Raw genomic sequence first — 11,796 nt, 5'->3', positions numbered from 1 at the left:
GCGGGTTACTCCACGTCTTCAAGACTCGATGAAGCGGCCCGCAACACGCGGACATCCCCCTCTTAGGTAGCGCGTGCGTCGCGGCTCTCGCCGACGACGCCCTCCACACATCCCCGAGTTCTGCGGCGAGCGCCTTGCGGTCGTTCCAGCGCTCAGCCCTGGCCTCCACATTCCACACGGGGCTTGAAAAATTTCCTTAATAGGACTAATTTGGTACTGTTTTCAATGACTCGCAATGGACGATGTTAAGACTCAGCAAGATGGCCGACTATGGCACGGTGATTCTGGCCGCGATGGTTGACGAGCCGCAACGCAGCCGGAGCGCATCGGAAATCGCCGATTCGATTCGAGTCCCGGTGCCCACGGTCAGCAAAATTCTCAAGATACTGGGACGCGGGGGCCTGGTGGCTTCGCAGCGCGGCGCGCGCGGCGGCTACCTGCTAACGCGGCCAGCCAGCCAGATTACGCTGGCCGAGATCATCCTTGCCATGGACGGGCCGATCGGCATGACCGAATGCAGTGTTACGCCCGGCTTGTGCAGCCAGGAATCGTCGTGCGCGGTGCGTGCGAACTGGCTGCGCATCAACCGCGCCGTGTTTGGCGTGCTGAACGAGATCACGCTCGACCAATTGAGCACGCCCATACCGCAACCCGTCGACACTAGCGCGCTCACCCGCCAACGCGCCCCGGCAACGACAAGGAAATGACATCATGGCAGATGCAGCGATGACGCTCGACACCCTCATTGGCAGCGAATACCGGCACGGGTTCATCACCGAATTGGAAACCGATACGGTGCCGCGCGGCTTAAGCGAGGATACGATCCGCCTTATCTCAGCGCGCAAGAACGAGCCGGCATTCATGCTGGAGTGGCGCCTGAAGGCGTTCCGCCACTGGCTGACGATGAAGGAGCCGGCATGGGCGACGGTCTCTTATCCGAAGATCGATTACCAGGACATCATCTATTATTCCGCGCCGAAGTCGCTCAAGGACCGACCAAAGAGTCTGGACGAAGTCGACCCGGAGCTGTTGCGCACCTATGAAAAGCTCGGCGTGCCGCTGCACGAGCGCGAGCGCCTAGCGGGCGTGGCGGTGGACGCGGTGTTCGACAGCGTATCGGTCGGCACCACCTACAAGGACAAGCTGGCTGAACTCGGCATCATCTTCTGTTCGTTCTCCGAAGCGGTGCAGAAGCACCCGGACCTGATCCGGCAGTATCTCGGTTCGGTCGTGCCCGCTTCCGACAACTTCTTTGCCGCGCTCAATTCGGCCGTGTTCTCCGACGGCTCTTTCTGCTACATCCCGCCCGGCGTGCGCTGCCCGATGGAGTTGTCCACCTACTTCCGCATGAACGCCAAGGATACCGGCCAGTTCGAACGGACGCTGATCATCGCCGACAAGGGCGCCTCTGTCAGCTATCTAGAAGGCTGCACCGCGCCGATGCGCGATGAGAACCAGTTGCATGCCGCGGTGGTAGAACTCGTGGCGCTGGAGGATGCCAGGATCAAGTACTCGACGGTGCAAAATTGGTACCCGGGGGACAGGAATGGCCAGGGTGGCATCTACAACTTCGTCACCAAGCGCGGCGATTGCCGCGGTGCGAACTCGCATATTTCCTGGACCCAAGTCGAGACCGGCTCGGCCATCACCTGGAAGTACCCGAGTGTGCTGCTGCGCGGTGACAACTCGACCGGCGAGTTCTATTCAGTCGCGTTGACCAACAACCACCAGCAGGCCGACACCGGCACCAAGATGATTCACCTCGGGCGCAACACGCGCAGCACCATCGTCTCGAAGGGTATCTCCGCCGGCAAAGGACAAAACGCCTATCGCGGGCTGGTGAAGATCATGAAGAATGCCGCCGGTGCGCGCAACCACACGCAATGCGACTCGTTGCTGCTGGGCGACCTGTGCGGCGCACACACCTTCCCTTACATCGAAGTGCGCAATCCGACGGCGCGAGTCGAGCACGAAGCCACCACGTCGCGCATCGGCGAGGACCAGCTCTTCTATTGCCGTCAGCGCGGCCTGTCGGCGGAAGACGCCGTGTCCATGATCGTGAACGGCTTCTGCAAGGAAGTGTTCAAGGAACTTCCGATGGAATTTGCCGTGGAAGCGCAAAAGCTGTTGAGCGTGAGCCTGGAAGGCAGCGTGGGTTAAGCAAAGGAAAAGACAAGCATGTTGAAAATCACCAATCTGCAAGCGTCCGTCGACAAGACGCCCATCCTTCACGGGCTGAACCTGACCGTGAACCCGGGCGAGGTGCACGCGATCATGGGGCCGAACGGCTCGGGCAAGAGCACACTGGCGCAGGTGCTCGCCGGACGCGAGAGCTACGAAGTCACCGGCGGCGAAGTGCTGTTCCAGGGGCGAGATTTGCTGCCGCTGGCGCCGGAGGAGCGTGCGCACGAAGGCGTCTTCCTCGCGTTTCAGTATCCGGTGGAAATTCCCGGCGTGAGCAACGTTCACCTGCTGAAGGCAGCCGTCAACAATGTACGCAAGCACCGCGGTCTGCCGGAACTCGACGCCATGGAGTTCCTCAAGCTCATCAAGGAAAAGATGAAGCAGATGGAGATGGGTCAAGATCTGCTGTACCGCTCGGTCAACGAAGGTTTTTCCGGCGGAGAGAAGAAGCGCAATGAAGTGTTGCAGATGGCGCTTTTGGAGCCGAAGCTGGCGATCCTCGACGAAACCGACTCGGGCCTCGACATCGACGCGCTGCAACTCGTGGCCAAGGGCATCAATGCCTTGCGCAGCGCCGAGCGTTCGATGATCGTCGTGACGCACTACCAGCGTCTGCTGGACTACGTGGTGCCGGATTACGTCCATGTGTTGTCGAAGGGACGCATCGTCCGGAGCGGCGGCAAGGAGCTGGCGCTCGAACTCGAGGAGCGCGGCTATGGCTGGCTCGATGAAACTGCGGCCGGGAAAAAGACACCCGTACGGGCGGGGGCACGATGAATACGGACGCACGGGGCCATTATCTGGCCGACTTCGCCCGTGTGGCCGGCACGTTGCCGGGTCGCGGCGTGCCGTGGCTCGACCGGTTGCGCAAGGACGCGCTAGACCAGTTCGCGCTACGCGGCTTTCCTACTCGGAGCGATGAAGACTGGAAATACACCAGCGTGGCAGCGCTCGAAAAGCAACGCTTTCACGCTACGACGAGCGCTCGCACGCATGCCGGTCCCCATCCCTTGATGACTCGCCATGCGCTTGCCGCCGATGTGGGTCACGTGCTCGTGTTTCTCGACGGTCATTATGCGCCGTGGCTGTCCGACCTCGGTGCTCTGCCGACCGGCGCCCGCCTCTGCAGCCTTGCCGATGCGCTGAAGTCGGCGCCGGATTTGCTCGAATCATACCTCACCAACGACGAGCGGCAGACGGTGTTCGGTGCGCTCAGTACCGCCTTCATGGCCGATGGCGCCTTCCTGCGGCTGCAGCGCGGCATTGTGCTGGAAGCGCCGGTGCACCTGCTGTTCCTCTCGACCGAATCGGCCGCCGCTCACCACATGCGGAATGTGATCGTCGCCGAAGACGGCGCGCAGGCCACCGTGATCGAGCACTATGCCGGGATCGACGGCATAACGTATTTCAACAACGTGGTGACGAGCATCTTCGCCGACGGCAATGCCGCAATCGCGCATCACAAGCTGCAGCAAGACGGTTCCGCGGCCTATCACGTGGGAGGCATCCATGCCCTACAGCAGCGCGACAGCCGGCTGGAGTCGCATTCGATCTCGTTCGGCGCGGCACTAGCCCGTAACGACATCACGATCGCATTCCATGGAAACGGCTGCGAAGCCACGCTGAACGGACTGTATCTGGTGGGCGGCACGCAGCATGTCGACCACCATACCTGCGTCGATCATCGCCAGCCGAACGGCACCAGCCGCGAGCATTATCGCGGCGTGCTGGAGGGCCAGTCGCATGCCGTATTCGACGGCAAGGTCATCGTGCAGCCCGGCGCGCAAAAGTCTAACGCCTACCAGACTAACCATAATCTGTTGTTGTCGTGCGACGCGGAAGTGGATACCAAGCCGGAGTTGAAAATCTATGCCGACGATGTGAAATGCAATCATGGCGCGACCGTCGGCCAACTGGACGAAGCGCAATTGTTCTATCTGCGCTCGCGCGGGATCGACAAGGCCGTGGCTCACGGGCTTCTGGTGCATGCGTTCGCGCTCGACGTGATCGAGCGCATCCGCATCGCATCGCTGCGTACCCGTCTTCAAGAGATCCTGTTGGCCCGCTTGCCGCAGAAATAACGGGTCGAAGAATGGTGATGAAAATGGAAACCGAATTGCTTAGTAGTCCTCATCATGTCGATGGCGATGTTGCGCGCTGGCGGGGAGACTTTCCAGTGCTGCGCGAGACCGTGCGCGGCAAACCCCTGATCTATCTCGACAACGCCGCCACCACGCACAAGCCGGTATCGGTGATCGAGGCTGAAGCAGCCTTCTACCGCCACGCCAATTCCAACGTGCATCGTGGCGTGCACACGTTGAGCCTGCGCGCTACCGACCAGTATGAAGAAGCGCGCGAGAAGGTGCGGCGCTTCATCAATGCTGCCAGCGCGAAGGAGATCGTTTTTGTGCGTGGCGCGACGGAGGCGATCAACCTAGTCGCGCAATGCTTCGGCCGGCCGCGTTTGACCGAGCTGGACAACATCATCGTCAGCGCGATGGAGCACCATTCCAACATCGTGCCGTGGCAGATGGTGTGCGGCCAGACCGGGGCGGAACTGCGCGTGGCGCCAGTGAACGACGCCGGCGAACTGGACATCGAGATGCTGGGACGCCTGATCGGGCCGAGGACCAAGCTGGTCGCGATCACACATCTGTCCAACGCGCTCGGCAGCATCACACCGGTCAAGGACATCGTCGAGATAGCGCATGCGCACCAGGTGCCCGTGCTGCTGGACGGCGCACAGGCCATCGCGCACCTCGAAGTGGATGTGAATGCGCTCGGTTGCGATTTCTACGCGTTCTCCGGGCACAAGATCTACGCGCCGACCGGCATCGGCGTACTGTACGGGAAGCAAGCTTGGCTCGATGCGATGCCGCCCTACCAGGGCGGCGGCGACATGATCAGTTCGGTCACCTTCGGCGAGACGCTGTACAACGACCTGCCATACAAGTTCGAGGCAGGCACGCCGAACATCGCCGGCGCCATTGGGCTGGGACATGCACTGGATTACCTGACATCGATAGGCATCGCCGCCATCGCGACTCACGAGCGCGACTTGCTGGCGTATGCAACCGGCCTGGCGAACGGCATCAGAGGCCTGAAAATCATCGGCACCGCGCGCGAGAAGGCGAGCATTCTGTCGTTCACGCTCGAAGGCGTGCACCCGCATGATGTCGGCACCATACTCGACCATGATGGCATCGCCATCCGCGCCGGCCATCATTGCGCCATGCCGATCATGCAGCGCTTCGGCCTGGCCAGCACGGCGCGCGCGTCCTTTTCGCTGTACAACACGCGCGCCGAGGTCGATGCTTTGATGGCGGGAATTGCGAAGGTACAGGAGATGTTTCAGCGATGAGCGATTTGCGAGACCTCTATCAGGATGTGATCTTCGACCACTACAAGAAGCCGCGCAATTTCCACGCGATGACCCATGCCAACCATGTGGCACACGGTCACAACCGGCTGTGCGGCGACGAGCTGACGATCTATCTGCACGTGAACGGCGACGTGATCGAGGACGTTAGCTTCGAAGGCGCCGGTTGCGCGATTTCCACAGCGTCGGCATCGCTCATGACCGACGCACTCAAGAACAGGACGGTGGAAGAGGCCGAGCATCTGTTCGAGCAATTCCACCACTTGCTCACGCATGACGATGCCGAGCCGGCGCCCGATCTGGGGAAGCTGGAAGTGCTGGCCGGAGTGCGCGAATTCCCGGCGCGCGTGAAGTGCGCGACGCTGGCCTGGCATACCCTCCAGGCCGCCTTGAAGGACCGCGCCGGGTCCATCACCACCGAGCAGTTATCGATACGAGATTCCACCATGGACCTGGAGAATGCAAACGCGGGGCAAGAAGCGACCATCGACGAAGAGGCGTTGCGCAACGACATCATCGCCGTGCTGCGCACGATCTACGATCCCGAAATTTCCGTCAACATTTATGACCTCGGGTTGATCTACTTGCTCGACATCGGCCCGGAAGGGGCCGTGCAGATCGAGATGACGTTGACCGCGCCAGCATGCCCTGTGGCCGGCACCTTCCCCAGCGTGGTCGAAGAGCGCGTGGCCGAAGTGCCGGGCGTGAAATCGGTGCATGTAGAGCTGGTGTGGGAACCACCGTGGAGCATCGATTCCATGACGGATGAAGTGAAGCTAGAACTCGGTCTGCTTTAAGAACTTCCGAGTCCGCTGCGCTGAGATCGATACCTTCGATGCGGGCCCGTGAGGCGAGGTTGGAAATACGTCACATCGTGACATAACATCGATATTTTGATCTACCGCAAGTTGCTCCCGTTGTGTCGAGATATCGTGAGGAAACGGTGGCAATGCAGCCGACAGGCTAGCGAAGGAGCGTTCAGATGGGAACGATGACTCATGACTCTTGGCATGAACGGACGATCCGCATCCAGACCTTTCCCGTTCTCCGAATCTCTACGCGCGATGCGTTGCCCGATGCTTACATTGCAACCGTCAAGATTGAACGCGGTGAAAAAGTGATGGCCGACTGGCATCTGCCGTTCTTCAGCGAACGCTGGTTATCGGAGGGCGAAGCCCGACGGGATGCGCTGGAGTATGCTGTCAAGCTGATCGATAGCGGCGTGCTGGACACACCGCAAGAGCCGTCGGTCGGGCACCGCTGATCGAAAATCTGGAGCCCTTCCAGCTGCACTACGGCTTCGATGGATAGCACGACGCGGCTGACAGGCCTTCGGAGATACGCGCGTTCTCCACGCACAGCGTTCGTTTGGGCGACACCGACGTTGCGGCTCATTCGATCCTCGATTTCACTTTCTATCTTCCTCGGTCGCAACGCTGGATCGGCACGGGGTTTCACGTTCGTCTGGGAGGCGCCGACACGAAAGTATCGCGACCATGAAATACACGCGCCGAGCCTGGTTGAAAATGACAGCGGTTCCTTCTTTAGTCGGATGCCATTTCGCCTCTTTACCCTGGGAACATCTTTCCGGTGAATTTATCCCCAACAACAGCTCAAACGGCCGGCGATAGCGGCTTGGCCGGCATGTCCGCGGCCTACTTCGGCATGGTCATGGCCACCGGTATCGTCTCGCTGGCTGCCTACCGCGAGGGTATCCTTGGCTTGGCGCAGGCGCTGTTCTACGCAAACATCGTCTTTTACGCGGTGTTGTGGGTGCTGACGGTGCTGCGTGCGGTGCGTTATCCACGCCAGTTCTTTGGCGACATGATCGACCATCTGCGCGGGCCGGGCTTTTTCACGATGGTCGCCGCCACCAGCCTCCTCGGCAGCCAGGCCATCTTGCTCGACGGCAACTTCGCGGCCGGCACGATTCTGTTCGGCGTCGCCATCGGATTGTGGATACTGTTGATTTATACGATCTTCACCGGCTTGACCGTCAAGGAGAGCAAACCCACGCTCGACAACGGCATCAACGGCGCCTGGCTACTGGCAGTGGTGGCGTCTCAATCGCTGGCGGTGCTCGGTGCGCTTGTGGCGGCCCACATCCAGCAGCCCAGCCGACTGGAAATCAACTTCCTCGCGCTGTCGATGTGGCTGCTGGGTGGCATGCTCTACATCTGGATGATGTCTCTGATCTTTTATCGCTACACGATGTTTCGGTTTTCCCCCGCCGACCTGTCGCCGCCGTACTGGATCAACATGGGCGCGATGGCTATCTCCACGATGGCGGGCTCGATGCTGATTCTCAACGTCCCGGACGCGTGGTACTTGCGCTCGCTGGAGCCGTTCATCAAGGGTTTCACCATCTTCTACTGGGCCACCGGTACGTGGTGGATCCCGATGCTGTTATTGCTTGGCGTGTGGCGCCACATCTATCGGCGCTTCCCGCTGCGCTACGACCCTCTTTACTGGGGAGCGGTGTTTCCGCTAGGTATGTACTCGGCCAGCACGCACCAAATGCTGCGGGCCATGAGCTTCGACTTCCTGTGGTTTCTGCCGCGCACGTTCTTCTGGATCTCGCTGATCGCTTGGTTGGCGACTTTTCTCGGGCTGGCGCACCAACTAGCGGGGCGTATTGCGGCACGCTGCGCACACTGGGGCTGATCCGGATCGATCACTTCGCAAACCCGCTTTTTGTCACGCACCGAAACATGCTGAAACACCCCTCTTAAGTTTGGCTTAATTCTGGGCTGCGACTATGCACTCCATACCACCCCTGTTGAGCCGCCGGAGCATCGGCGGCGTTTTTTTAGACTCCTTCGCGCGGCGGCCGCACGGCCCTTGCGGCGCCGTAAAGCGGAAACGGAAACGGCAATGATCGAAGATACGGTGTTCAAGCATCTGCGCACGATGCTCAAACGCGAGCATGCGTTGCCGGTCCAAAGCTGTCGTGTGTCCACGCCGGTGCAACGCCCGTGGGGGCGCACCTATCGATTGGTCGAATGGACGATGTACAAAGACGCGCCTTCGCACCGCTGCGTCGTTCCGGCCGAGTACACCGATACCGACATCGCACGCCTCGTCGCATCGCATATCCCCGGGCGGCTCTACGTCAGCGAAGTGTGCTGAATTCCCGCCGCGTCGTCCGCCTCGTCCGCAGCTTCGCCTAAGCCGCCCTCGGGGCGGTATGGCCGCACGCTCGATGACGCACGGCTTCGTTCTCTGCTAGGCTGGCGGATTCACACCTACATCCCAACGTTTCTCGATGGACAATACCTTCAACGAGCGTGGCGTCATGATCACGCGCAACGGGCTGAGCGCGGGCGGTCAAATCTTCTCGTTGCGCGAAATCCAGGATGCACGCACGGAGACGATCCAAAAGAACAAAATCGTGCCGCTCTCGCTTTCGCTGATCGGCGCCATTGCCGCGGTCACGGGCGGCGTGCTCGGTTCCGGCGCCGGCTTGACGCTCGGCGTCATGCTGGTCGTCGTCGGGATGCTTGCCTGGTCGACGCAAGACATCACACATCGGCTCATGGTCGTGACGCCCTCCGGCGATCGAGAAGCGCTGTCGAGCCCCGACCTCGCTTTCGTCAAACGCGTCGAGCAAGCACTGCGAGGCGCACTCGAAGCGTTGCGCCAAGCCCCCACACAGCAGTCAGCCTAGCAGCGCGCCCGGGGCGGCGGCTCCCCGGTTAGGCAGCGCGCCCCGCCTCGTCCTGATCCACGAGCAAAGACTTGACGCGCCAAATGTTGCGCGCGTATTCGGCGATCGTCCTATCCGATGAAAAACGCCCCATCGCGGCCACGTTCTCGACGGCGCTCGCCGTCCATGCCCGCGGGTCGCGAAAGCGCGCGTCCACCGCGTCTTGAGCTTGCGCGAACGCGGCGAAATCGGCCAGCACCATGTAGTGGTCGCCCCAATCCACCAGCGTGTGAAAGATGTCGGAGAAGCGGTGCGGATCGCCGTCGGAGAAGTAGCCGGTGCGGATTTGATCCAAGGCCAAGCGCAACTCGGGATCGCGCTCGTAGATCTCGCGCGGCCGGTAGCCCGATGCGCGCAGTTCGCTCACGCTATCGGCCGTGTTCCCGAAGATGAACATGTTTTCGCGCCCCACTGCCTCGCAGATTTCGATGTTCGCGCCGTCCATGGTGCCGATCGTCAGCGCGCCGTTGAGCGCGAGTTTCATGTTGCCCGTGCCTGAGGCCTCGGTACCGGCCATCGAGATCTGCTCCGACAAATCGGCAGCGGGTATCAACATTTCCGCCACGCTCACGCCGTAGTTCGGCACGAACACGACCTTCAAGCGATCGCCGATGATCGGGTCGCGATTGACCTTTTCGCCCACGTCGCCGATGAGCCGGATGATCGTCTTCGCCATCTTGTAGGCCGAGGCCGCCTTACCTGCGAAGATCACGACGCGCGGCACCCAGTCCTCGTTCGGCCGCGCGCGGATGCGGTTATAGCGGACGATCACATGCAGCACGTTCAAGAGTTGCCGTTTGTACTCGTGGATGCGCTTCACTTGCAAATCGAACAGCGCATCCGGGTGAATGGTGCAGCCCATTTCCTCGAGCAGATGCTGAGCGAGGCGGATCTTGTTGCGCCGTTTGGCCGCCCGAAACTCCGACGTGAACGCCGGGTCGTCCCTGAGCGCGCGCAGCTTGCCGAGCTCGAACAAATCGGTGCGCCAGTGAGCGCCGATATGCGCGTCGATGAGCGCCGACAACGGACGGTTTGCTTGCGAAAGCCAACGCCGCGGCGTGATGCCGTTCGTCACATTGGTGAAGCGCTCGGGGAAGAACCGCGCGAACTCGCTGAAGAACTCGCGCTCCATCAATTGCGAGTGCAGCTTCGATACGCCGTTCACTTTCTGGCTAGCTACGATCGCAAGATGAGCCATCCGCACGCGCCGCTGGCCGTATTCGTCGACGAGCGACACGCGCCGAATCACCTCGATGTCATGCCCGAAATGCTCGCTCGCTTCCTTCAAGAAACCGGCATTGATTTCGAAGATGATCTCGAGATGGCGCGGCAACAAGCGCGCGAGCAGATCGACGTCCCAAGTCTCGAGCGCCTCCGGCATCAACGTGTGGTTCGTATAAGAGAACACCTGATGCACCATCTTCCAGGCGCGTTCCCACGGCACGTGATGAATATCGACGAGCAGACGCATGAGCTCGGGAATCGCGAGCACCGGATGTGTGTCGTTCAGATGGATCGCCACCTTTTCCGCGAACCGGCCGAACGTGCTGTGCGTGCGCTGATAGCGGCGAATCAGGTCTTGCATCGTGGCCGAGACGAAGAAGTACTCCTGACGCAATCGCAGCTCGCGTCCGGCGGGCGTCGAGTCGTCCGGATAAAGCAACCGCGACACGTTCTCCGAATGTTCCTTCGCTTCGACCGCGCGACGATAGTCGCCTTGATTGAACGCGGATAGATCGAGTTCCTCGGTGGCCCGTGCGGACCAAAGCCGCAGGGTATTGGTCGCACTCGTGCCGAAGCCCGGAATGACCGTATCGAACGCCATTGCATTCACATGCTCGGTGTCGATCCACTCGCTGCGTCCGTCGCGCACGATCGTGCGTCCGCCGTAGTGGACGATGTACTGCACCTCGGGACGCGGAAACTCCCAGGGATTGCCGGCGCGCAGCCAGTAGTCAGGCGTCTCGATCTGCTCCCCGCCGACGATTTGCTGACGGAACATGCCGTACTCGTAACGAATCCCATAGCCGAATCCGGGAATCGCGAGCGTCGCCATCGAATCGAGAAAGCAAGCGGCGAGTCGGCCCAGACCGCCGTTACCGAGCGCCGCGTCCGGCTCGAGGTCGACCAGCGCCTGCATGTCCACGCCTAGGCTCGCCAGCGCTTCTTTCATTGGGTCGTAGATGCCGAGCGCGAGCAGCGCGTTGGTAAACGTGCGACCGATCAGAAACTCCATCGACAGGTAATACACGCGTTTGACGTCTTGCTCGTATTGCTGCCGCGTGGTTTTCATCCAACGGGCGACGAGCCGGTCGCGGACGGCGAGCGCCGCCGCATTGAGCCAATCTTGTGGCCTCGCGGCCACGGCGTCTTTGCCGACGCCATACATCAACCGATTGGAGATAGAGCGCCGAAGCGCATCGACGGTACTGTTGAGCTGGTCGAACTCCAGATCGACGGCTGTCATCGAACTCCTCCTCGTGGGCAAACAGCGGCATGCGCTTTGCTGACGAGCGGCGCGTCGCGC

Annotated in this window: 11 protein-coding genes and 1 pseudogene; 11 read left to right on the top strand and 1 reads right to left on the bottom strand. The window is 61.1% G+C overall.

The genetic code is table 11. The annotated features are described in order from the left end of the window. Positions 1 to 242 precede the first annotated feature (242 nt). The 11 genes and pseudogenes from MMB74_RS15560 (at position 243) to MMB74_RS15510 (ending at position 9,230) form a co-directional block, all read left to right on the top strand. Entirely contained in the window at positions 243 to 707 is a 465-nt protein-coding gene (locus MMB74_RS15560) for an SUF system Fe-S cluster assembly regulator (protein WP_277429549.1), read from the top strand. A gap of 4 nt (positions 708 to 711) precedes the next feature. Beyond that, positions 712 to 2,160, top strand: a complete 1,449-nt coding sequence (gene sufB, locus MMB74_RS15555; RefSeq protein WP_277429548.1) for a Fe-S cluster assembly protein SufB — start codon at positions 712 to 714, stop codon at positions 2,158 to 2,160. Positions 2,161 to 2,178: 18 nt separating this feature from the next. Then, positions 2,179 to 2,961 carry a Fe-S cluster assembly ATPase SufC gene (gene sufC, locus MMB74_RS15550; RefSeq protein WP_277429547.1) on the top strand — a complete coding sequence of 261 codons (783 nt, stop codon included), beginning with the start codon at positions 2,179 to 2,181 and terminating at the stop codon, positions 2,959 to 2,961. Next, a complete protein-coding gene (gene sufD, locus MMB74_RS15545) occupies positions 2,958 to 4,265 on the top strand; it encodes a Fe-S cluster assembly protein SufD (protein ID WP_277429546.1) in 1,308 nt (435 codons plus the stop codon). Before sufC ends, sufD begins: the two co-directional genes overlap by 4 nt. Before the next feature lie 17 nt (positions 4,266 to 4,282). After that, the gene (locus MMB74_RS15540) at positions 4,283 to 5,545 is read left to right on the top strand and encodes a cysteine desulfurase (RefSeq protein WP_277429757.1); all 1,263 of its coding nucleotides are present in this window, start codon (positions 4,283 to 4,285) and stop codon (positions 5,543 to 5,545) included. Beyond that, a pseudogene (gene sufU, locus MMB74_RS15535) lies at positions 5,542 to 5,985 on the top strand (Fe-S cluster assembly sulfur transfer protein SufU); the annotation flags it as partial. The gene MMB74_RS15540 and the pseudogene sufU, both read left to right, overlap by 4 nt. Before the next feature lie 24 nt (positions 5,986 to 6,009). Continuing rightward, positions 6,010 to 6,360, top strand: a complete 351-nt coding sequence (locus MMB74_RS15530; RefSeq protein WP_277429756.1) for a DUF59 domain-containing protein — start codon at positions 6,010 to 6,012, stop codon at positions 6,358 to 6,360. 185 nt (positions 6,361 to 6,545) lie between these two features. Next, positions 6,546 to 6,827, top strand: a complete 282-nt coding sequence (locus tag MMB74_RS15525) for a DUF6566 family protein (RefSeq protein WP_277429545.1) — start codon at positions 6,546 to 6,548, stop codon at positions 6,825 to 6,827. A gap of 380 nt (positions 6,828 to 7,207) precedes the next feature. Further along, a complete protein-coding gene (locus tag MMB74_RS15520; RefSeq protein ID WP_277429755.1) occupies positions 7,208 to 8,227 on the top strand; it encodes a tellurite resistance/C4-dicarboxylate transporter family protein in 1,020 nt (339 codons plus the stop codon). A 210-nt stretch (positions 8,228 to 8,437) separates the two neighbouring features. Further along, positions 8,438 to 8,692: a DUF2866 domain-containing protein gene (locus tag MMB74_RS15515; RefSeq protein WP_277429544.1), complete on the top strand. Its 255-nt coding sequence runs from the start codon at positions 8,438 to 8,440 to the stop codon at positions 8,690 to 8,692. Between the two features lie 136 nt (positions 8,693 to 8,828). Then, a complete protein-coding gene (locus MMB74_RS15510) occupies positions 8,829 to 9,230 on the top strand; it encodes a DUF6232 family protein (RefSeq protein ID WP_277429543.1) in 402 nt (133 codons plus the stop codon). Positions 9,231 to 9,258: 28 nt separating this feature from the next. On the opposite strand, the gene MMB74_RS15505 is transcribed toward MMB74_RS15510, so the two are convergent. Next, positions 9,259 to 11,736, bottom strand: a complete 2,478-nt coding sequence (locus MMB74_RS15505; protein WP_277429542.1) for a glycogen/starch/alpha-glucan phosphorylase — start codon at positions 11,734 to 11,736, stop codon at positions 9,259 to 9,261. Positions 11,737 to 11,796 lie beyond the last annotated feature (60 nt).

It is taken from the genome of Trinickia sp. Y13, assembly GCF_029522115.1.
Taxonomy (GTDB): Bacteria; Pseudomonadota; Gammaproteobacteria; order Burkholderiales; family Burkholderiaceae; genus Trinickia.
The sequence above is the reverse complement of the archived record's forward strand: the minus strand, read 5'-3'. Positions and strand labels throughout refer to the sequence as shown.

Excerpts from the sequence above, each read along its gene's own strand:
- MMB74_RS15530 (WP_277429756.1), top strand. The coding sequence starts at position 6,010 with ATGGACCTGGAGAATGCAAACGCGGGGCAAGAAGCGACCATCGACGAA.
- MMB74_RS15525 (WP_277429545.1), top strand. The coding sequence starts at position 6,546 with ATGGGAACGATGACTCATGACTCTTGGCATGAACGGACGATCCGCATC.
- MMB74_RS15560 (WP_277429549.1), top strand. The coding sequence starts at position 243 with ATGTTAAGACTCAGCAAGATGGCCGACTATGGCACGGTGATTCTGGCC.
- MMB74_RS15520 (WP_277429755.1), top strand. The coding sequence starts at position 7,208 with ATGTCCGCGGCCTACTTCGGCATGGTCATGGCCACCGGTATCGTCTCG.
- MMB74_RS15515 (WP_277429544.1), top strand. The coding sequence starts at position 8,438 with ATGATCGAAGATACGGTGTTCAAGCATCTGCGCACGATGCTCAAACGC.
- MMB74_RS15505 (WP_277429542.1), bottom strand. The coding sequence starts at position 11,736 with ATGACAGCCGTCGATCTGGAGTTCGACCAGCTCAACAGTACCGTCGAT.
- MMB74_RS15540 (WP_277429757.1), top strand. The coding sequence starts at position 4,283 with ATGAAAATGGAAACCGAATTGCTTAGTAGTCCTCATCATGTCGATGGC.
- sufD (WP_277429546.1), top strand. The coding sequence starts at position 2,958 with ATGAATACGGACGCACGGGGCCATTATCTGGCCGACTTCGCCCGTGTG.
- MMB74_RS15510 (WP_277429543.1), top strand. The coding sequence starts at position 8,829 with ATGGACAATACCTTCAACGAGCGTGGCGTCATGATCACGCGCAACGGG.
- sufB (WP_277429548.1), top strand. The coding sequence starts at position 712 with ATGGCAGATGCAGCGATGACGCTCGACACCCTCATTGGCAGCGAATAC.
- sufC (WP_277429547.1), top strand. The coding sequence starts at position 2,179 with ATGTTGAAAATCACCAATCTGCAAGCGTCCGTCGACAAGACGCCCATC.